The 21,346-nt window shown below is 58.4% G+C and carries 19 protein-coding genes and 1 pseudogene; 11 read left to right on the top strand and 9 right to left on the bottom strand.

Translation table 11 applies throughout. The features are described 5' to 3' along the window. Genes RHE_RS16355 through RHE_RS16375 form a run of 5 tightly spaced genes read left to right on the top strand, consistent with a single transcriptional unit; the run spans position 1 to position 8,119 of the window. Positions 1 to 1,179 (top strand): glycosyltransferase family 2 protein, encoded by a 1,179-nt coding sequence (locus RHE_RS16355; RefSeq protein ID WP_011426431.1) that lies wholly within the window; start codon positions 1 to 3, stop codon positions 1,177 to 1,179. Further along, the gene (locus RHE_RS16360; RefSeq protein ID WP_042118919.1) at positions 1,173 to 4,172 is read left to right on the top strand and encodes a trifunctional glycosyltransferase/class I SAM-dependent methyltransferase/polysaccharide deacetylase; all 3,000 of its coding nucleotides are present in this window, start codon (positions 1,173 to 1,175) and stop codon (positions 4,170 to 4,172) included. The genes RHE_RS16355 and RHE_RS16360 overlap by 7 nt, the downstream gene beginning before the upstream one ends. After that, positions 4,169 to 5,251: a glycosyltransferase family 2 protein gene (locus tag RHE_RS16365; RefSeq protein ID WP_011426433.1), complete on the top strand. Its 1,083-nt coding sequence runs from the start codon at positions 4,169 to 4,171 to the stop codon at positions 5,249 to 5,251. The genes RHE_RS16360 and RHE_RS16365 overlap by 4 nt, the downstream gene beginning before the upstream one ends. After that, a complete protein-coding gene (locus RHE_RS16370) occupies positions 5,244 to 7,004 on the top strand; it encodes an ABC transporter ATP-binding protein (protein ID WP_042118922.1) in 1,761 nt (586 codons plus the stop codon). Before RHE_RS16365 ends, RHE_RS16370 begins: the two co-directional genes overlap by 8 nt. A gap of 5 nt (positions 7,005 to 7,009) precedes the next feature. Beyond that, on the top strand, positions 7,010 to 8,119 hold the full coding sequence (locus RHE_RS16375; RefSeq protein ID WP_011426435.1) for a glycosyltransferase family 2 protein: 1,110 nt from the start codon (positions 7,010 to 7,012) through the stop codon (positions 8,117 to 8,119). A 610-nt stretch (positions 8,120 to 8,729) separates the two neighbouring features. Here RHE_RS16375 and RHE_RS33670 read toward each other — a convergent pair. After that, positions 8,730 to 8,981 carry a hypothetical protein gene (locus tag RHE_RS33670; protein WP_011426436.1) on the bottom strand — a complete coding sequence of 84 codons (252 nt, stop codon included), beginning with the start codon at positions 8,979 to 8,981 and terminating at the stop codon, positions 8,730 to 8,732. A gap of 310 nt (positions 8,982 to 9,291) precedes the next feature. On the opposite strand from RHE_RS33670, the gene RHE_RS16380 reads away from it, so the two are divergent. After that, positions 9,292 to 9,498, top strand: coding sequence for a hypothetical protein (locus tag RHE_RS16380; RefSeq protein ID WP_004676311.1), 207 nt, complete (start codon positions 9,292 to 9,294; stop codon positions 9,496 to 9,498). A gap of 569 nt (positions 9,499 to 10,067) precedes the next feature. Here the strand turns inward: RHE_RS16380 and RHE_RS16390 are convergent. The 7 genes from RHE_RS16390 to RHE_RS16420 all read right to left on the bottom strand — a co-directional run bounded on the left by RHE_RS16390 (position 10,068) and on the right by RHE_RS16420 (position 15,659). Further along, positions 10,068 to 10,316, bottom strand: a complete 249-nt coding sequence (locus RHE_RS16390) for a hypothetical protein (RefSeq protein ID WP_041678731.1) — start codon at positions 10,314 to 10,316, stop codon at positions 10,068 to 10,070. Positions 10,317 to 10,418: 102 nt separating this feature from the next. Beyond that, entirely contained in the window at positions 10,419 to 11,126 is a 708-nt protein-coding gene (locus RHE_RS16395) for a TfuA-like protein (RefSeq protein ID WP_011426439.1), read from the bottom strand. Continuing rightward, positions 11,123 to 12,310 carry a YcaO-like family protein gene (locus RHE_RS16400; protein ID WP_042118925.1) on the bottom strand — a complete coding sequence of 396 codons (1,188 nt, stop codon included), beginning with the start codon at positions 12,308 to 12,310 and terminating at the stop codon, positions 11,123 to 11,125. The genes RHE_RS16395 and RHE_RS16400 overlap by 4 nt, the downstream gene beginning before the upstream one ends. A 42-nt stretch (positions 12,311 to 12,352) precedes the next feature. After that, positions 12,353 to 12,565 (bottom strand): hypothetical protein, encoded by a 213-nt coding sequence (locus RHE_RS16405; RefSeq protein ID WP_011426441.1) that lies wholly within the window; start codon positions 12,563 to 12,565, stop codon positions 12,353 to 12,355. 20 nt (positions 12,566 to 12,585) lie between these two features. After that, positions 12,586 to 14,430, bottom strand: a complete 1,845-nt coding sequence (locus RHE_RS16410; protein ID WP_011426442.1) for a hypothetical protein — start codon at positions 14,428 to 14,430, stop codon at positions 12,586 to 12,588. Positions 14,431 to 14,439: 9 nt separating this feature from the next. Next, the gene (locus tag RHE_RS16415) at positions 14,440 to 14,865 is read right to left on the bottom strand and encodes a helix-turn-helix domain-containing protein (protein ID WP_011426443.1); all 426 of its coding nucleotides are present in this window, start codon (positions 14,863 to 14,865) and stop codon (positions 14,440 to 14,442) included. A gap of 83 nt (positions 14,866 to 14,948) precedes the next feature. Further along, positions 14,949 to 15,659 (bottom strand): class I SAM-dependent methyltransferase, encoded by a 711-nt coding sequence (locus tag RHE_RS16420; protein WP_011426444.1) that lies wholly within the window; start codon positions 15,657 to 15,659, stop codon positions 14,949 to 14,951. Between the two features lie 539 nt (positions 15,660 to 16,198). Here RHE_RS16420 and RHE_RS16425 point away from each other — a divergent pair. Next, the gene (locus RHE_RS16425; RefSeq protein ID WP_042118928.1) at positions 16,199 to 17,068 is read left to right on the top strand and encodes a DUF6030 family protein; all 870 of its coding nucleotides are present in this window, start codon (positions 16,199 to 16,201) and stop codon (positions 17,066 to 17,068) included. A gap of 18 nt (positions 17,069 to 17,086) precedes the next feature. On the opposite strand, the pseudogene RHE_RS16430 reads toward RHE_RS16425, so the two are convergent. Continuing rightward, a pseudogene (locus tag RHE_RS16430) lies at positions 17,087 to 17,450 on the bottom strand (hypothetical protein). Between the two features lie 203 nt (positions 17,451 to 17,653). On the opposite strand from RHE_RS16430, the gene RHE_RS16435 reads away from it, so the two are divergent. The 4 genes from RHE_RS16435 to pssM are packed head-to-tail and all read left to right on the top strand — an operon-like array spanning position 17,654 to position 21,316. Beyond that, the gene (locus RHE_RS16435; protein WP_011426446.1) at positions 17,654 to 18,727 is read left to right on the top strand and encodes an endo-1,4-beta-xylanase; all 1,074 of its coding nucleotides are present in this window, start codon (positions 17,654 to 17,656) and stop codon (positions 18,725 to 18,727) included. 32 nt (positions 18,728 to 18,759) lie between these two features. Then, entirely contained in the window at positions 18,760 to 19,911 is a 1,152-nt protein-coding gene (locus RHE_RS16440) for a glycosyltransferase (RefSeq protein WP_011426447.1), read from the top strand. Continuing rightward, positions 19,911 to 20,417 carry an acyltransferase gene (locus RHE_RS16445; protein WP_020922035.1) on the top strand — a complete coding sequence of 169 codons (507 nt, stop codon included), beginning with the start codon at positions 19,911 to 19,913 and terminating at the stop codon, positions 20,415 to 20,417. The genes RHE_RS16440 and RHE_RS16445 overlap by 1 nt, the downstream gene beginning before the upstream one ends. After that, a complete protein-coding gene (gene pssM, locus RHE_RS16450) occupies positions 20,414 to 21,316 on the top strand; it encodes an exopolysaccharide glucosyl ketal-pyruvate-transferase (protein WP_011426449.1) in 903 nt (300 codons plus the stop codon). The genes RHE_RS16445 and pssM overlap by 4 nt, the downstream gene beginning before the upstream one ends. Positions 21,317 to 21,346: the final 30 nt, after the last annotated feature.

The following is a 21,346-nucleotide window of genomic DNA, read 5'->3' on the forward strand; positions in this document are numbered from 1 at the left end:
ATGCAGGAAATCATTCCGTCCGATCTGGCGACTGTCAATTTTCCCGTACCGATTCACTATCTCGATCTCGCATCGCATCAGCCGGATGCCGTCACTGCGCCGATATCGGCCGGGCTGGTGGTCTTTCTCGCCGACGGCCTCCCCGTCGGACAGGCCTATGTCGACCGGCCCGAAGCTGCGGCCGAGCTTGCCGGACGTGCCGTGCGGCCGGATACGCTTGCGCATGCGCGTGAGGTCGCCCAGCAACCTCTTCAAAAACGCGATGTCAGCATTCTGATCTGCACCAAGGACCGGCCGGAAGAGCTGCGCCGATGCCTCGCTTCGATCCCCGAACAATCGCTGGAGCCGGCCGAGATTATCGTGGTCGACAATGCGTCTTCAGGCGATGCGACCCGCCGTGTGGTCGAGGACGCAGGCGCCACCTATGTCCGCGAAGACCGGGTCGGGCTGGATTTTGCCCGCAATGCTGCCATCCGCGCGGCGAAAACCGAATTCGTCGCCTTTACCGATGACGACGTCGTTCTCCACCAGCGATGGCTGGAGAACCTGATGAAGGCGTTCGACCGGCCGGAGATCGGCTGCGTCACCGGCCTGATCCTGCCCGGAGAACTGGCAACGCCGGCGCAGTTCATCTTCGAAAAGCACTGGGGTTTCGGCCGCGGTTACATCAGGCAGGATTTCGGTCGGGATTTCTACGACAGCCACAGGCGCTACGGCGCGCCGGTGTGGACGATCGGCGCCGGCGCAAGCCAGGCCTTCCGCCGCAAGGTATTCGACGAAATCGGCCTGTTCGACGTCCGCTTGGACATGGGCGCCGCCGGCTGTTCGGGCGATTCCGAATATTGGAATCGGCTCCTCCATCACGGTCATGTCTGCCGCTACGAGCCGACCGCTGTTTCCTGGCATTTTCACCGCAAGGATATGAAGGGGCTCGCCAAGCAAATCTACCAATATATGAGCGGCCATGTCGCAGCCTTGCTGGTGCAGTATCAGAACACCGGCAACAGCGCCAATCTGCGGCGCATCTTCATTTCCTTTCCGAAATATTATGCCGGAAGGCTGCGCCGACGGCTTCGCAAGGGTGCCACGTCGAACGACTTCTTCCTGAGGCAGGAGATGCTCGGAAGCGTCAATGGCGCGCTCTACGTTCTGCGACGATGGAAGATGCCCGCATGGTGAGCGCCGCGACGCCGGATATATCCTTCCTCATTCCTGCCTATAATGCAGAGGATACGCTTGCCGAATGTCTCATCAGCCTGCAGCGGCAGACGCGGACGAACTGGCAGGCGGTGGTGGTCGACGACGGTTCGAGCGACCGCACCTGGGAGGTTCTTCAAGGCATCGCCGCGACGGACGCCCGCATTCTCCCAGTCCGCCAGTCGAACGCTGGTGCGGCGGCAGCGCGAAACCAAGCCGCGCGCCTGGCGGCCGCCCCCCTGCTTTCCATGCTAGACGCCGACGACTGGCTGGATCCGACCTTCATCGAAACCATGCTGCCGATCGCGGAGGATCGATCGCCGCCCGCCATCGCCTATTGCTCCTACCGTCGGGTCGCCCCGGACGGCCGGGTGATGCCGGTGGAACAGGCGCCGGTGCTTGCCGACGATGCCGCCAAGCGCGAATTCTCGTCCTTCTGCGCGCTCGCCATTCATACGGTGGTCTTTCCGAAAAGCCTTTTCGAGCGGGTCGGTGGCATGGATGAGAGCCTGCAGACCTGCGAGGAGTGGGATCTCTGGCTGCGCATGGCCTTTGCAAACGCAGAATTTCACCGTGTCGACGCCTGCCTGGCCTTCTACCGCATGAAGCCGGGCTCGCTTTCCGGCGATCCGACGAAACTGGTGCGTGACGCCATTTGCGTGACGACGAAGGCCGAAGCGCTGTGCAGACAGCACGGCTTGCCCCCCGAGGGTCCGGAGACCGGCTGGATCACACCCGCCGTCAGCCGATTGCGCATGCTCGTCTGGGTCATCGCGGCCAAGCACGATCCGAGCCTGGACGTAGCGACCCTCGCCGCCCTGCTGCCGGACATCCCGGATGCCGCAGGCTATGAGAGTTTTTTTGCCGGCGTGATCCTGCACGGCCTGCAGACCGGCCTCCTCCCCGACCGGGCCGAAGATCTCATCGATGCGCCCGAGCAATGGTGGCCGACTTTCCGTCTGCTCGTCCAGCTGATCCAGCGGCATTCCCTGCCCGGCACCGGCCGCAAGATCCTCGAAGCCGCCGCCTGGCAGCTATCCGCCGGCAACCTTCGGCGATCCTTCACGTTCGGCACGATCCAGGTGGTGAGCGTCGAGCTCGGCGCGCTTTCCAAGGTCATTAGGGCAGAACAGGCCGATACTCTGATCATGCACGGCTTTTCCGGCGACGATCATGTCGGCACCTTCGTTGGGCCGCTCTGGGGCGACCTGTCGATCCGAGCGCAGATCCGGCTGATCCTGCAGGAGATGCAGGCGGGAGAACATCTCGAGCGGCAGCCCACCCTCGCTTATGCGGCTGCCTGGACAAGGGAGGCGCTGCGCGGCTACCGCACCTTCGGCGGGCTCATCCTTCGCAGCGGCCGGCGGCGGGCTCGCCTCGAAAAGCTTCTGGTGCGGACCGGCCGCAATGCCGTCCTGGCCCGAGCGCCGGGCGACATGCAGGATAACGACGCCCGCCTGTCCGACATCCTGCGCGATCTCGAACGCCGCCTGCCACCGGTGCGGCGTCCGGCCGTCTCGAGACCGCAGAAGGAAAAGCCGGCTCGGCAGGCGCAGTCGGTAGAAGACTATTGGGAGCAGGTTTTCGAGCAGCCGGATCCCTGGAATTACCTCTCGGTTTACGAGCAGGTCAAATATGACCAGACATTGAACCTGATCCCGCAGGGGACCGAAACGGCCCTAGAACTTGCCTGCGCCGAGGGGATCTTCACCGAGAAGCTGGCGCGCGCGGTCGACCGGGTGACGGCCACCGATATTTCGCAGCGGGCGATCGACAGGGCGGCCAAGCGCTGCCGCGATCTCTCCAACGTCGAACTCCGGGTTCTCGACTTCGTCAGACAACAGCTCCCCCCAGATCAGGATCTCATCCTCTGCTCGGAAGTGCTCTATTACATGAAGGATGAGAAGATGCTTGCAGATGTCTGCCGCAAGATGGCGGCGGCGCTGAAGCCGGGAGGCTCTCTGATTACTGCGCATGCGCATCTGCGACAGGACGAGCCCGGGCGAACCGGTTTCGATTGGGGCCATCCTTTCGGTGTCGAGACGATCAGACGGGTTCTGGCCGAACAGGCGGGCCTTGCCCTCGAAGAGACGATTGACACCGCGCTTTATGCCATCCATCGCTTCCGCAAAGCCACTGTGGCCGATCCCGTCCTGCGGTTCGAGACGCATGGAACGCCGATGGACGTCGATGTGGCAAAGCACATCATCTCAGGACCGGCGGGCATCGCGCGCGAGGCGGCATGGGCAACCGAGGTAACGACCTCCATTCCCATCCTGATGTATCACCGGATCGCCGAGGACGGCCCCGCCGCGCTGCGGCGCTTCCGCACGCCGCCGGACGTGTTCCGCAAGCAGATGCAATTCCTGCGCCGGCACGGCTATTACGCCGTGACCGCGCCGACGCTCACTAATCTTTTGCGCAGCGGCAAGCCGATCCAGGGCCGGCCCGTTATGCTGACCTTCGACGACGCCTATCTCGATTTCCGCACCAACGCCTTCCCGATCCTGGCCGAGAACGATTTCAGCGCCGACGTCTTCGTCGTCACCGACAAGGTCGGCGGCCGCTCGGACTGGGATCGCGCCTATGGCGAGCCGGCGGCGCTGATGGCCTGGCCGGATATGCAGGAATTGCAGCAGAAAGGTATCAGCTTCGGCTCCCATCTCGCCTCCCACACGCCGGCGAGCGCGATGGAAAACGATGCCTTGCTCGCCGAGGCCTTGCGGTCGCGCCGTGCGCTGGAAACCCGGCTGGGCAGCCCCGTGGTTTCGGTCGCGCTGCCCTACGGCGCCACCGACTTCAGGGTGCCGGGCATTCTTTCCCTTGCCGGCTACACGATCGGCTTCACCACACGCGCCGCGACCGCCGCCGTTTCCGACAATGTCTATGGCCTGCCGCGGCTCGAAGTTCGCGGCGACCGGCCGCTCGAGGCCTTCCCCGCACTGATGGGCCTGCCCGGAGCCTTAATCGGATGACAATCATCAGCACCGCAGCGACCCCTATGATCACCGTCGTCATCCCGGCCTACAACGCCGAAAAGACGCTTCTCGAAACGTTGCAAAGCATCTCGAACCAAACCTACGACAAGCTCGAGATCCTTGTGGTCGATGACGGATCGCTGGACGGCACCTTCGCGCTTGCGAGCGACTATGGCCTCACCGATCACCGCGTCCGCGTTCTCCGGCAGCCCAACGGCGGCGTGGCACGCGCCCGCAACCACGGCATCAGGGAGGCGCTGGGCGCCTTTGTGGCGCCTATCGATGCCGACGACGTGTGGCATCCTGAGAAAATCGAACGCCAGCTTCAGGCGCTTAGAAAATTTCCCGATGGACATGGCGTCGCCTACAACTGGTATGCGGCGATCGACGAAAACGGCGTTATTTTTGGCCATTCACGCCCGGTCATGCACGAAGGCAACATCTTCGAACCTTTGCTGAGGGAGAACTTCATCGGCAATGGCAGCACGCCGCTGATGCCGCGGGCGGAGGTTCTCCGCTGCGGCGGCTACGATGCCGGCCTGCGCGACAGTGGCGCCGAGGGCTGCGAGGACCTGAAGCTCTATCTGGCTTTGGCCGAGCGCCTGCCCTTCGCGCTGGTTCCAGATTTTCTCACCGGTTATCGCTTCACCAGGGGAAACATGTCGAGCAACGCCTATCGAATGCTGAAATCCCACGCCCTGGTGATGGCGCCGATCATCCAACGCTATCCGCATCTGACGCGCGATATTGAGACAGCCAAATTCAATACAGCGCGCTGGTATTTCAACAGGGCGATTGCGGACCGCGACTATGCCCAGCTCAAGAAGCTGGCGCCAATGATGGCGCGGCAATATTCCCCGCAGCTAGTCGTCCATGGCATGCGGCTGCGCTTTCGCCAAGCGAAACGCCATGGCATCCGCATTGCAAAACGCCTCCTCGGAAAGTCTTTCGCTCGGCCGGATGCCCGTCTTGCGGCGGCGGCCCTTCCGCAACCCGGCACAGCGTTCAGCGATCGTTTTATCACGGTCGGCAGAGTGCTCAGCCCGACGTCTCCGCGGATGGCCGACAATGAATAGATTTCGGAAACCCGCTTCCTCCCGGCCAGCCGGCGCCTATAACATGGTTATTGCGGCGCGCTTCCGCGAGCTTTTGCAGCTCGTGCCGGCGCTGCGGCTGAAGATGACGGTGATGATCATCCTCGGTATTCTCACCGGATTTTCGGAGATGGTCGGCATCACCTTTCTGGTAAGCCTCGTCTTTCTCCTCGGACAGCAGGCCCCGGCTTCCGGCTCTGCCATTGCCGGCCTCCCGGCTTTTTTGGGGGGCATCGACCTCAGTCTTTCGAAACCGACGCTGATCGGCATCCTCATCGCCTCCATACTTCTGCGCATTCTTTTGGGATTCGCCAATTCGCTGATCGCAAGTGCGATCAACCACCGGATCAGCGATCGCATGCGTGACCGCCTCTACGCCAAGGTCTTGACAATCCCATTCCAGCGCTTTCAGGCCTATGAGCGCAGCGATCTGATCAATGTGATCGCCACCGAAGCCTATGCGGTGTCCTCGGCGCACGCGAGCCTGGTGCGTTTAGGTGTCAATTTCGGTACGATCCTCATCTTCGGCATCGGCATGCTGGTCATGGCTTGGCCGATCGCCTTGCTCGGCATTGTGTTCGGCTTCATTCATAACTTCGCTTTGGGTTTCTTTGCCGGCGCCTACCGTCGTCTCGGCGCTGCGGCGCTGACGGCCGTCGAAGCATTAACGCAGCTGAGTTGGACAACGCTGCAGACGTTGAAGGCAGTCAAAAGCTTCGGTCTCGAGAAGCGCCATCAACAGCTCTTCGAGGCACTTTCCACGGAAGTCGGCCGGACCTGGCGCCACTCGGACTGGATGGGCGCTGCGACCTCGCTGTTGAGTGAAATCCTGACCTTCGGGGTCATCCTGACGATCATTCTGTCCTCGGAATTCCTGCCGGTGGATTTCAAGGCAGCGCTCTCGGCCACCATCCTTCTTTACCGGCTTCAGCCGCACATAAAGGGATTCGATTCCCAGATCCTGCGTCTTTACGAAATGGAAGCGTCCTTGCAGAACGTATTGTCGCTGCTTTCTGAAAAGGATGACGCCAAGCAGGCCTCGCAAGGAGCGCCTGTCGATCGTCTGGCGGAAGCCATCGTCTTCCACGATGTTTCGTTCACCTATGAGCACGCGACCGCCCCGGCCGTTCACAACCTCAATTTTTCGATCAAAGCAGGTGAATCGACGGCTCTCACGGGACCGAGCGGCTCCGGCAAAACGACAATTCTGAACATGATCCTCGACCTCAATCGTCCAACGCGTGGCATGATCACGATTGATGGTCGGGATCTAGCAACCCTTAACCGACCCAGTTGGCTGCAACTTCTCTCGGTCTCTGGCCAGGATGTGGAGCTAATGGAGGGCACGGTGTTCGACAACATCCGCTTCCGTCGCGATATTTCCGAGCAGGACGTCCGTTGGGCCGCCGATGTCGCCTGCGCCACGGAATTTATCGAAAATTTACCCGAAGGCTTCGATGAGTGGCTGGGCGATGAGGCGGTGCGGCTTTCGGGCGGACAACGGCAACGCATCGGCCTAGCGCGCGCACTGGCCGGAAGACCGCAAATTCTGCTGTTGGACGAAGCCACGAGCGCGCTTGATGAGACGACCGAGATGCGGGTGTTTTCGGCGATAAAGGAAGATGCCGACAGAACACTGATCGTCGTCAGCCACCGCCCCGCTGTCGCCAGGCTGATGAAGTACCAGATCGATCTTCGCGCACCAATACTGACATCCACATCCAAGCTCGGGTGACGGCGATGGAGATGTCACCGGTCTCAGGAATTCTGGTAGCGGTCGTGATCCCCGCCTATAACGCCAGTGACTATATTGCCCAGACGCTTCAGTCTGTCATCGATCAAACCCACGAGGCGCTGGAGATCATTGTCGTCAACGATGGCTCGACGGACGAAACGGCGTCCATCTGCCGCCGCTTCGCCGCTGTCGACGCGAGGATCCAGCTTCTGTCGACGGAAAACCGTGGCGTCGCCGCAGCGCGCAATGCCGGGATTGAAGCATCGAAGGCCGATTATATCGCCTTCCTGGATGCGGATGACCTGTGGCATCCCACTTACGTTGAAAAAATGCTGACAGCGCTCCATCCCCTGCCAGACGGGTGGGGAGCAGTATACGCCCTTCACCGTTTGGTCGATTCCGAGGGATATTGCACGAAGTCCGGCTCGTCGCTCAACGCGCGCGGATCCATTCTCATTCGCCACCTCGTCTTCCGCTTTGTCGGCAATGGCAGCGGCTTCATGGTGCGCCGCGCCGTCATTGACAAAATCGGCGGCTACGAGCCGAGCTATGCCGATCGGGGAATTGGAGGATGCGAAGACTTCGATTTCGAACTCCGCACTGCCGAACATTTCAAGATCGAGGCGGTGCCACTCGGTCTGGTGGGCTATCGCGTTCATTCCACCGCCATGTCTGCCGACAGATCCCGAATGGCCCGATCGCTTTTGGCGGTGACCGAGCAATGTGTCGCCCGCAATCCGGAGCTTCCCGCTTTCGTCGTCAGCTGCGCCCACACCTCGGCTCACCTCTATGCATTCTCAAAATTTGCAGCTTTGAAAGATTGGCACAGCGCCGCCACCTCACTTAGGCACATCTATCATCACAGCCCTCTGCTTGCTGCGGCCGTCATAGTCAAACTGATCTTTTCAAAAGCCATCAGAGCCGCAAACAAGGCGTTGGCCAAGGTCCGGCCGGTCGGCCGATCAAAGCAGAAATATTTCAAGAAATTCGAGGAATTAGACCCCCTTATCCCCCTGGTCGGCGGGTGGTCACGTTTCCGAACGAAGGCCTTGTTCCGTCGCTTGTCGAAGATCGAACGGTGCGGCGGAGAGTTCGCTGCGGCCCCGCGACGATAGAGCATCTCCGCCCGTCGAGAGAAAATGAAAATGCTTCGGAGGCTGGCGCTTCCGCTCCATTGGTAACTATCCCATCTTTTGAAGTAGAAATTCAAAAACCATGAATACTGGCATCCGACATGACAATAATTGTGGGAAAGCATACTTATCTCAATAATAATCCGTGACAGCATCGACTTTAACAGCAATCATATCTTCGTACTGTGCAGGCAATCTAAGAGGATCCGCCACCACCCCGGCGGGTCCTCAACTTTGCGAGGGCGGGCGCAGAGCCAACGGTGATGGATCTTGCGTCGAACGACCAGAAATCCGCGACAGCGACAATTAAGACCAAAGTCTTTACGGCGCATCGTGTTGGTCCACATCGCAATTGACGCGGAATGCTTCCGCTCAGCTGTAACAGCGCACAGCAAGAGGTCGTCACACAAATGATTTTATTATCGATTATACATCATTATGCTGTCTCTACCATTTTACTCACAACGTCCCCTAGATATCATTAGTGGAATCTAATTCATCTTATGATAGATATTTAAATACAACTTTCATCTGAAATGTATATTTTTACCTTTTGATAAAATTTTATTAAAGTTTCGATCACTCTGAGTTGTTATATTTCGCCGGCCTCAACGGGCATCAATTCTTTCCGAAAGAATAAAACTGCTGAGGTTACTTCCGGCTTTTCCTTGCCGGCAGCGCCCTGACCAACCGGCATTCTAAACGCGGCGGCCATGGCCGATGGCCGGACAGTCTCCGAACCGGCCATCAACGAAAACCTGACGACGTAATTCACAAGAGTTGATGATCTGGAGACGAACGAAGCTTTAATATGCGGAGAAATCAAAGGATTACCACCGTTCATCACGCTACCGGCCAGACCGGTATAAGGGCAGCCTTCGACCGGTCATGACAAGTTCGCCTGATGATTTGAGACCCTCCGGAAGACAAGCCGCAGCCTAAGAGAGCCCCCTGGTTCGAGCGGCCCCCCGCATGGAACGATGACTGCGGAGCACCAAACGCCTCGCCCGCGTCAACGCCCTGAATGTCCGCTCCCGCACCAATCTGTGTCGAAATGGTCGCACCTCTCCATCGAATTAACCGTTCATAAAGCATTTGCTTGCTCAACTTATAATTTGTGTCATGGTCACTGCAAGTAGTGAGGAGCCGATCTGATGAGTGATATGGCATCGCAGATTCCGGAATTTGGTTATGATGAACGCGTGATGATCTGCCGGAAACAGATTGAGAAGGCGGTTTATCAGTTCATTGCAAACACGAAGGTCGAAGGGTGCGATCCGGCGGAAGTCGCTATGGCTATCGCCGACATTGCCGACGATTACATTTTGCTGCTGGCACAGAAGCGCAATTTGACCCATTGAGATCAGGGATCGGCCAGACCGGCCGGTCGCCAGACGACCGCTGAAACGAGCATCGCCGCCGTCTCCCTGCCCGGAGACAACGTCAATGAAACCGCGTACCATTCATTTGAGCCTATCTATCTGCCGGGCATCGCATAAATTCTGACTAAGCAGGCAGTCATCCAGCAGCCCACGAGATGCGGGGCCGCTCCGAAGCCAATAATTAGATGGATTGCCAATACACTGGGCCTGCACGGCAGCTCGTATTTCCGCCGGCAGCATCCGTTTCTTAAATTGATCGAGGCCCTACTATTCGCGACCATCACCGGTGCACGGGCGGCCATAACCTCGAAGCCCGCGTTAATTTTCACGGTGATCCAAAGTTCGGGAGCAGCAAGGCGCCGCCCGGCACATCGGCCCGAAACCGCATGCCTACAAGCAGCGCTGAGGCATTGAGAGTTTCTTGTCCAAACTCAAACAATGGCGACGCCTCGCCACCGGCTATGACAAGCTCGCCGCCAATTTCGTCGGCTTCATCAAGTTGGCCCAGGCATCTGCTTTTGCTTGAATAGTTAACTTGTCACCACAGCCTAATGACTTTTTATGCTCAGCAGGGGAACCGGAGAGCTCAATTCGGCCAACTCTCTGGTCAATCCCTCCCCCACTTCCTGCTTCACCGCCTCAAGAGCAAGGTCGAGGCAATTCGTTGCGAATTGCAGTTTGACGTCCTGAGCGACCTGTCGCGCATAGGCGATCATCCGTGCCAATGCGACCAGTTCGTCCAGAGCGTCGTTCGCCCCTAGATCTCCATTTATCTTAACACCCGATGTCACGCCCATGCCCATTTCTCCAACGAATAGAAGGAATGATACGCGGGCTGACGCGGTCGAGCCCGTGAAAAAAGCGTGACACAACTCTCGGTGACGGTCGTCGTCTTCGCTTCACAATGCAGGCCGTGTGGAGAACGAGGTCTCGCGCAGTTTCCAGGACAAATCGGCGTTTACGCGAATATCCGCGGTCGACTGCACTACCCCCAGCAATTCCAGTGCATCGATGCGCTTTTGATCAATGGAATGCGACACAAGAGCGGCCAGGAGGTGCGGGCGATCCGGCTCGGCTACGCCAGCGCATTGCTCAACGATTGCCCGCCACGTCCGCCTCTTGAAGAATATTGCGCTCGCGGCGTCCTCGATGATTTGGCGCAGCTGATCTGAGAGCAACTCATTCCTTTCCATGGCATCGAGCGTGGCGCTGACATTGACGAGCGGTATCGTCAGCGGCTTGCCGCCCAGTCCGCTCGGCGCGTGCACGAGCGCGACGGCGGCATCGTCAACCAGCCGGCCCGTGCGGTAGTCTTCGAAAATGCGGCCGATCCCGATCATCCCGAACGAATGACATTCCGCAGCCCGTAGCGCGCCCATGCTTGCCGCCCCGAAGACCGTCACGCCAAGCGAAAGAGCACGGAGAATTTCCTTATGCCAGACCGGCGCGGCGTATTCGAAACCGCCATCGATCAGGCCGATGACATTGGCACCCTGCTCCACCACGGCCAGAACATCGCCCTGCGTGGCGGGCGGCAGGACGCGTATCCCCTCGCCGGCAAGTGAGGCTGCGTCGGGAAGACTGGGACCCGCGAAAATGACCTTCAAAAACCTATCGCTCTAGCGAGCGCCCTTGTTCCGAACCGGCGAGCACGCGACCCCTCCGGATTTTCGAGTTCGGAGATAACGACTTTGACGACGTCAAAAGGAAGCGTGTCGTCGGTGAGGCGTACGGCAATGACCGAACTGATCCCTTTGTTTCGCAAAGCCTCCAGCACATGCTGCAGCAAATACGCCAGATCCCCAGGTCCCGGCGTTCGGTGGCGAACAGAACCGGCAGCCGGGGAGGCGGGAACTGCGTCGAAGGCTCGCCGCATCAGCGGCGGCAAGGATCGCGAGAACGTGGCGGAAGAAATATCGTCCCTGGCTCCGCTGATATAAGTGAGCCTCGATTGCGCGGCTTCCGTTACCGCCCGGATCGCCGCGCGCACGGGGTATGGATGGGCTCCCGCACCGCCGGTCACCTCGACAAGGCGAATGTCCCTGCCGCCGTGGCGAGCCCGCTGGCCTAGAATGGAATCCGCAGGCCCCAGAATGGCGGCGAAACAGGGAATGGCGATATCGCTTGTGATATCGAAGAGCCTGAGGACCAATCCTGATTTTTCGATCTTGTCGATCAACCCGGTCAGTGCTTCATCCTTGAAGCCGCGGGGGTCGACGCAGCCGGCATAACGATCCCTTTCCCCGCCAACCTGCCACAGCACATGCGCATCCCGCTCGATCCGCTCGAGCACGCCGTGGAAAACCGCCTCCTCTATATTGTTTCCAGATGCCAAGCCGTCAGATGACATCCAGTATCGCGCGTCGCGCGTGCGGTCGAGCAGCACCGCCTCAAAAGGGATATAGACCGCCTCGCCGGTGAGGATATTGATGCCGGCCACCCATTCCGTCTCCTCGTCCGGCCCGAGATCGGGTTTATGCATGGCGATCAGGCAGCTCAGCGTATCGATCTTGTGCCCCATAGCCTGCAGAGCGAACGAGGTGCTGCGGACAGGATCGACGAAAGGTTCGCCGGCAACTGCCCGTTCCACGGCTTCCATGACGGTGGATACTTCGGCGTCGACATCGGTCAGACCCTTTCCCTGGGCAACCACGATTGAGCGCGAATTCGGAGTATAGGCGCACCAGACGGGAATTCCGACGTCATCAAGCCCGGTATGTCGTGCAACCCTGGTAATGCCGAACCGAGCTAAAAGAGGCTCGACGCGGGAAAGAGTGTCCCGCGGCGATATGATCCTGTCGGAATATATGGACCGGTCCGTCAGAATGCCGGCTCAGCCGTCGACGTGACCGGAAAGCGCGACCTGCGCCGACGAAACGGCGACGGCCAAATCGACGCCCTTCACGAATATGCCACCGGCTTTGCGCAGGCTGCTCGCAGTCGCCAATTCCCCCGTCGAATTGAGCGGTTTGACCGTGCCTGCGTCGAGATCGGCGAGCCAAAGCCCTTCCTCGCCCGGTATTCCAATAATGACAGCTTTCGCCATGTAACGCCCCTCAGTCATTGTTAAAAACCAGCCTTTAACAGGCCCTCCCGATATAGCTCTTTTTGCCAGTGCTCCTTGAAGGGAACGATGGCGAGCCACTTCTCGACGTCGAACACCGGGTTGATGTTTTCGGCGCGCTGCCGATGGAACAGTGCCCGTTTTCGATCGCCGATCATTGCGCAACTGGCCGCGGCGATACGATGGGCCGGCGCTTTGTCTTTCATCGCCTCGACATAGGCGATGGCCTCCTCATACTGTTCCAGGAAGAAACTTGCTCCCGCGGCACACCAGAGATAGGCGTCAGGAGCGATCGGATTGAGCGAAATTGCCTTTCTGATCTTGGCGAGCGCGTCGCCGGGGCGGGATGCATGCACGAGCGTGTCGGCATGACTGTAGATGACATCGGCAAAATGCGGACTGAGCTCTTCCGCCAGATGAAGGGCTGCGACGCTCGCATCCACATCACCAAGATAAAGTCTGGTGACCCCGAGCTCGCGGTGGCCCGCCGCCGATCCCGGATCTCGCTCGATTGCGCGAAGCGCATGCTGCTCCGCCAGGTGCAGCAGTTCATTGTTTCCCTGCGCCGTCACGAGCCACTCGCTGGTGAAAGTTCTTGCCAGCCCGGTAAATGATGGGGAGAAATCCGACCTATGCGACAGCGACTGCTTGAATGCCTTCCTTGCCCGGCGGATGTGCGGCAGCGTCAGCTTGCTCATCAGGCTGGAGCCGACGAGATAGGCGTGATACGCCTCAGGATTGGCTTCGAAACGTAGCCGTTCCTCCTCGTTTTCAGCAAGCTCGCGCGCCACCGACTCGGTCAACTGCTGGGCGATAACGCGCCTTTGACGCGGCAATATATCGGGGGTCATCTTAAAGCGATTGGCCCAGACGATCTCATCCGTGGGGAAATAGATCAGCTGGGCGAACAATCCCTCTTCGGAAAGTCGGGTATCGAGAAGATAGGCGATCGAGTGCCTGGCGACCACCGCCGCTTTTTCGGAGTCGCGGCGGATCTGTCCGGCCGTATGCGGAGCGACGATGGAAATATGCCTAAGCGCACAGAGTTCGATTGTGACGTCTTCGATCAGGGCGTTGGCAAGCGCAAGTCCGGCATCGGCGTGCTTCGCCGTCGGGGGAAGCAACACCAGACGGGGAAGGATCCGTGGGATCGGCGATATGCGTTCAATATCGGGCGACTGGCTGCCGGGCTCAGGACGCTTCACCTCCACCCTTGCTTGGCCGCCGCCTTCCGGCAATCTCTCGCCAAACGATGCGCCGCCAGATAGCCGATGCAACAATGCCCTGACCTGTTCGTCATTCGGATCCCGCTCGAGGATCTGCAGGGCGGCGCTGGAAATGATGCGCGCCGCGCCCGGCTTTTGCACATCGGGCAACGCCTCCAGCAATGCTTGACGCAATTGCAGCGCATGGGCGTCCCGCTGCGCCCTGATCCAAGAATCTATCTGCTTTGTCGCCGGCTTGATATTTCCGATGAAACCGCGCTGCGTCGATTCGGCGATCGCCTGTAATCGATCCAGCGGCGGGCCGCCGGCCCGAAAGACATCCAGATCGCTGCAAACCGCCTGCCTGTTGAGGCACACCGTCGTGGCAGTGAAATCGAAAGCTATTTCGGTGCGTCCGCCGTCCATCTCGCGAATGCGGGACAGCAACTTGCGCAAATTGAGCCGCGCCAATTCGGGCTCGACCTCGCTCCATAGAAACTGGGCCAGTTCATACCGGCTGAGTTCATTGCTCGCACCCGCATAGATGTGGGCCAACATCAACAGACCCTTGATCGGATAGCGAACCGGCTCGCCATCCGACTCGGTCAGCCGCAGATCGCCGAATGTCTGCAGATGAAGCACGGCCCGTCCTCAATTGTGCATAACTGGATCCTGCAGGTCAGTATCGACCTCAGACAATCCCGCCGTCGCCAGGGTCTTGGCGAGGGCCACCAGCTTCTGCCTGACGTTGGGATCCTCGATGGCGATGAACGCTTTATTGAGCGCGAGCCCTTCCTTCGAGGACAAAAACTTGTTCAATTCGCTCGTCTCGCCTTCGATCGGCCCGGAACCCCCGTTCTCGAAGAAGAAGCCGACCGGCACGCGAAGGATCTCGGAAATGCGCTGAAGGCGGCTGGCACCGATCCGGTTCGTTCCTTTTTCGTATTTTTGAATCTGTTGGAAGGTGATGCCAAGAAGTTCGGCCAAACCATGCTGGGTCATGCCGAGCGTCTTTCGCCGAACTCTCACGCGGTTGCCAACATAGACATCGATGGAATTCGGCGATTTGGCCTTCATTTGCTTAAGTCTCCCGCTTCATCAATACGCCCGCTGTATAATGGAGAGTTTAAGCAAGAATGCAACTAAAAGTAAATATTTTGTCACGGTTTTTTTTGACGGCATGCAGTAGAAACAACCTCTGGACTACTGCGGCGAACGGCGCCATGTCGCGCCGACTGGCTAAACGGCTTGTCGGCGACGGCGATCATTGATTTGGCAAAGGCAGGAATTCTTCCAACATATTCGAAACGGACGTTAGCGAAGCCGGTCTCCAGTAACAGTGTGCGCAATGTGTTTTTCGACCAGAACTTGATATGCCCGTGATCCTTCAGCGGCATGAAGTGATCGTCCATTTTTCCCGTCGCAGCCAGTGCAAGATTCTTCAGATAGCCGTGATAGGGCGTCGATATCACCGCGATGCCGCCCGGCTTGACGAGATCAAACATCGTCGAGGTGAAGGTCTTCGGATCGTAGACATGCTCGACGACCTCCAGGCTGATCACGGCACTGAAGCTGCCATATTCCCGGGATAGGTCGTCATAGGCCGAGCCGACGCTCAGCGCTAGTCCGGGATGACGGATATTGGCCTTGCCGATCCCGTCGCTGGAAGGATCGACGCCGACGACATCATATCCTGCTTTCGTAAGAGCCGCGGCAGCCCCGCCGGTGCCGCATCCGAGATCGAAGACGTCATTTTCCGCAGAACCATCGAAATGATCCCCCAGCACATCGAAGATCTTGGGCAAGATGTAGGAATGTGCGGTTGTCGGTTTGGCGTGAATATAGGTTGTAGCATCTAGCTCGATGGACATGGTCTCTCCTTTCTGCTGTTGCACCGCAATCCCTATCGCTTAATACGTCGAAAATTTGATCGAATCCGCCGAAAGTCATCATCCAATAAATATATGTTCAGCATAATTTGAAATTCTTCACACAAATTTAAACGTTTTGCGCGAGAATATGGGCCGAATTTTAGTTCATTTACCCGATATAGGTATCAGATGCCTTCACATTCTCGACCTATAGGCGAGAATACTCATGTCAATTCAACAATCTTTTCAGAAAACCCGAATTTATTTCAATACATTTCAAGGACGCCTCTTATGCGATCACAGAAGCGGCAAAATCAGCGGCTACCCCTCGCCGAATTGCCGAACGCTGTAATGGTAATTCTCGGCTGAAATGCTGTTGACGCGCGCTCGGCAAACCGATCGCGCGCTTTTCATGAGGGCGCGGATGAATGGGCGCTCGGTTGCAGACACGAAGCCAAAAGATATTTAACCGGATCATGTATACTGCTGGGATCCAGACAGACCAACGAAACCCTTCTCGCGTGCCGGAGAAGACAAGCTTGCCCGATAATTCGTCGCCCGCATATGCGAAACAGCCGGCAGGAAAACCGCGGATTCCCGTGATCTTCTGGTTGCTGCTGACGATCTCCCTCTCGCTGGTCATCGGAACGGTGCTTCTGTCCAACGACATGAAACACCTGAGGGCGGTCGGCCATTATTTCGGTTTCGACCTTTTTCCACCTGAGGTTAAGCCGCAACCGCCCGAAGCCCTTCCCCGACCGGCGCCGCCGGCGATCTACAAGCTTCCGCTACATGCCACCGAAGCGCCCATGGCAGAGACCGCATCGGCCTTTCTTCGCACGTGGCGCATATCCGGGCCTGCAATGTGCGCAGCGCTACGCCAAGCGGGCGTTCAGACCAGCGAATGGGCGGCGGCCAGCTTCAATGCCGACACGTTCGAGTGCTTTTACGAGCACAGCGCCAAACGCGGAAAGGATCAGCTCGCGAATTCCATCTTCGTCATCGTTCGTGGCGATGCCGCCGGCACGATCAGCAGCATGCGCGTGAAGGTCGTCGATCCCGGAACGGATCAGAATGGCCAGCTCGATCCGGCTATCCTGCGCATTTTCGAAACCATGCTGCGGCAACCGCAATGGCTCGATTTTCATGAGACCCTGAATGCGATAAAAAACCTGAAGGATGTCAAGGAAGACGGCTTCGGAGCCAGCATCGCCTTCACCCACGAAGTGCTCAATCCAGACCGTTACAATTTTACCCTCTCGCTGGATGCAACCTCGGGCCCCCAGAAAAGGGCGAGGAATTACTTTTCCGGCAGAACATGGCTTCCCGCGCCGGAGCCCGCAATCGCGGCCAACCGCACGCAGCCGGAACTTCCCCGCCAAGAGCCGCCGGCAGAAAATCGCGATTAGAGCCGCATGCGGCGCATTTCAGGTGATGCGACTTGCGTCACCGAGATGCCGGGACAGGATCCTGTAAAGCTCCGCCAAGCTGTCTGGACCTGACCGTTCGGCCTCGTCACCGCCCGCCAGACGCCAGACGCTCTACATTGAGCTCCTGAGTAGCCTGCTCAAGTTCGTCGTTGAGCGAGCAGACGACGCATGCCGATCGACGCAATTGCAACGAGGTTCTGCCGAACAGGATGAGAATGATGCCGACAGCGCCGAGAACAAAGGTCGCGAACTGCCGATCATCAAGGAGGGATACGCCGCTGCGAACAGTCGCCATAAAAAAAGCCGCATTCTGAAATGCCATATAAAAATAGCTCGTCAGATAGTTAAACCAATCCTCCATAACGAGCGTCCTCCCCACCGGCTTAATATTTTGGGTTATGCAGAAAAATCTGGAAATTACCGTCGTTATCCACGCCGTGGAAATAAATCGGAAGTTGCACAGATGTATTAATTAAGATCGAAGCGCCGATGGATCGTGGTCCGCATGCTTGGCCCCGTCGATTCCGCCCGAGACGTTAAACACAGCCAACAGTGAGAGAAAGAATGAATAGAAGACGTTTCCTCGCCTCCATTCCGCTCGCCCTGTTATGTGCCGGCGCGGGTCAGGCTTTGGCCCAGGTGCCGCCGTCCGCGGGGCTGCGCGCCCTTGCCGACAGAAAATCGTTTCGATTCGGTTCGGCGATCGATCCGGAGGATGTCGGCAATTCGATTGCGTCGCAAATGTACATCGACAACGTCAATTCGATAACGCCGCGAAACCAGCTGAAGTGGAATGCAACGGAAAAGATGCCAGGCGTCTTTTCCTTCGGCCCCGCCGATCAAGTCGTTGGGTTTGCACGCAGAAATAACATGAGGGTTTATGGACACACGCTTGTCTGGTATCGCACGCCCGACTGGGTGTCCGCCATCAACGACGCTGAGACCATTCGGGCGGCGATGAACCGTCATATAAAACAAGTTGTCGGTCGGTATAAGGGGTCGATCGATGCGTGGGATGTGGTGAACGAGCCGTTGGAATATGATGTGCCGGATCTGCGGGACTGCGTTTTCCGACGCCTTCTTGGCGACGACTATATCCGCATGAGCTTCGACATGGCACACGAGGCCAATCCCGATGCGATGCTGGTTCTCAACGAGACGCACTTGGAGAAAAAATCCGACGTGTTCGAACAGAAGCGTGTGCGCATCCTGAAGATTGTCGAGGATCTCGTCGCCAGAAAGACGCCGATCGGCGCCGTCGGGCTGCAATCGCATTTCCGCCCCGGTCTCGATCGGATCGATCCGGAGGGAATGGGCCGATTCTGTGCGGCGCTGAAGGATATGGGTGTCGGGGTTTTTATCACGGAACTCGATGCGTCCTGTCACTTCCTCGACCGCGGCAAGGTCCCCACGCCGGTCTCCTATGCCGAGGTTTTCGGTGACGTGATCACCATCGCAGCCGAGCGTGGTGACTTGAAAGGCGCCACCGTTTGGGGCATGTCGGAGAAATATGGCGAGCTTGACGAGAAGGACACCAATCCCGGCGCGGCATGCACGAAGCGCGTTAATCTTTACGACGAAAACAACGATCCGAGAAGTTCGATTGACGGCATCAAGCGGGCAATAGAGGCAATGTGATCGCCAAAGACAGCGGAGACGCGAACAGATTCATGAGAAAAGCCGTTATTTACGTGGAAAAATTTTTGCCTGCCAGCCAGGCATTTGTTCTCAATCAGGCCGTGGCATTTCGTTCCTTCGAAGCTGAAATTCTTACCGGCTCGCGAATCCCTTCCGCCCATACGAAAAAATCGACCATCCCCATTCATGACATTCGTCGGTCTCCCGTCGCTCGGGCCGGTGAACTGCTTCTGAAAATCCCACAGGTCGGCCTGCCTTTTCTCTTTCCAGCCATCAGCCAAGCCGATCTTGTCCACGCCCATTTCGGCAAAAACGGCTATGTCATCGGTCCCCTGGCGCGGGCCGCCGGCAAGCCGCTCGTCACGACGTTTCACGGCTTCGACGCTACCTATCGCGGCGATCCGAAAAAACCGGGCGGCTACAATCAGGTGCGTTTCTTTGCCAAGGGCCGAACCGAGATGGCAGGCTGGAACAGCTGGAACATCGCCGTTTCCGATTTCATCCGAGAGCGGTTGCTGGCACTCGGCTTCCGCGCCGATCGCGTCTTTCGCCATCACATCGGCATTGATCTCGATCTCTTCAAAATGGAGCCCCGTCCACGAAAAAAGGGGTTGGTGGTTTCCATTGCCCGTTTCGTCGACTATAAGGGCCACCGCTTCATGATCGACGCGCTTTCACGCGTGGCGGCCGCCGGCACCCCGGTTGAATTCGTCATGGTCGGACAGGGACCGTTGAAGGAGGAAATCGAAGCCTTGGCGCGCCGTTCCTTGCCAAGCGTCACGATCCATGAAAATCTGTCGCAGACAGAGATAAGGGATCTGCTCGCCAGTGCGGAGCTCTATCTTCATGGCAGCGTGACGCTCGACAATGGTCACGCGGAAGCCTTCGGCCTCGCCAATCTGGAGGCCGAAGCCGTCGGTACTCCGGTCGTCGCATTCCGCTCGGGAGGCGTGGGCGAAGCGATCGAAGAGGGAAAAACTGGTTATCTCGTGGAGGAGCGGGATGTCGCGGGCATGGCGGAAGCGGTCGGACGGCTGCTCAACGACCAGGCTCTGTGGACAGCCTTCAGCGCGCGGGCACCGCTTCTGGTGGCCGAGCGCTTCGACATACGTCGTCAAACGGGGATGCTAGAGGACTATTACAGTTCCGTTCTAGACGAATTTTCCAGCCGAGGTCGGACTTGATGGTGCAGACAGGAAAGAAGCCGAAATGGGGACTGAACGTATTTCGGCCGCTGCGGAACGGGATCGTTAAGGCCAAGTGGCTCTATTACACGAAATTCTGGGGTATGGACATCGATCCGACTGCCAGCTTTTCGCTCAGCGTGCGCTTTGACAAGACCAATCCGAAGGGGCTGCATATAGGCGCCGAAACCTATGTCGCCTTTGAAGCGGCGATCCTGACCCACGACTTGACGCGCGGGCTCTACCTTCACACGAGGATCGGCAAACGCTGCTTCATCGGCGCCCGCAGCATCATTCTGCCCGGCGTGGAGATCGGCGACGAATGCGTCATCGGCTCCGGCTCGGTGGTGACCAAGAGCGTGCCGCCGCGCTCGCTGGTGGCCGGCAACCCGGCAAAGATAATCCGCAGCGACATCAAGATCATTTCGCGTTACGGACGCATGGCCCGCGAGGACGAAACCGTCACGCAGCTCGTGACGCACTTGCCGACTGGAGAAGCACGATGAAGATGTTTGCCTATCGCGGGAAACATGAAAATTTTGGCGACGAGCTGAACCATTGGCTCTGGGAACGTCTGCTGCCCGGCTTCTTCGACGACGATGAAAGCCAGCTCTTTCTCGGCATCGGTTCGATCCTCTACGATAATTTCGACCCGAACATACAGAAGATCGTCTTCGGCTCCGGCTATGGCGGCTACACCAACGCGCCGAAGGTCGACGGCAATTGGACCTTCTACTTCGTGCGCGGAAAGAAGACCGCCGAGGTCCTCGGCATCGACCCGAGCTACGCCATCGGCGATTCAGGCATCCTCACGCGCAGCTGCTGGGATGCGAAGAGCGTTGAGAAGCGCTATCCCGTCTCTTTCATGCCGCACTACGAAAGCGCCATGTACGGCAGCTGGGATAAGGTCTGCGAGCTCGCCGGCATCCATTATATCGATCCCCGCTGGTCGGTGGAAAAGGTTCTGACCGAGCTCAGCGCATCGCACAAGGTCGTCTCCGAGGCAATGCATGGCTGCATCATCTCCGATGCGCTGCGCGTTCCGTGGCGCGCGATCCGGCCGATTGCGCCAGGCAATCGCGCCAAGTGGTATGATTGGGCGAGTGCGCTGGATCTGGGGATCGATTTCGATCCGATCGGCCCGTCCAACCTCGTCGAAGCAGGTGCATCTTTGGTGCGGAAAAACACGTATCTGTTGAAGAACATAACGTTCCGACACCGCCGCATCCGGCAGCTGACCGGCAACTATGTCTTCGGCTCGACCGTCAAGACGCTGCAGCGGGTGGCTGAGAAGCCAGGACAGCTCAGCTCCGACGAGGCTATCGTAAGGGCGCACGAAAAAATGCTGGTCCAGCTGGACCGGCTGAAACAGGATTTTTCCAACAAGACGGCCAGCGCCCTTTGATGATCCCGTGACGAGGCAAATAAGGCATGA

The organism is Rhizobium etli CFN 42, assembly GCF_000092045.1.
In the GTDB taxonomy this organism is placed as follows: domain Bacteria; phylum Pseudomonadota; class Alphaproteobacteria; order Rhizobiales; family Rhizobiaceae; genus Rhizobium; species Rhizobium etli.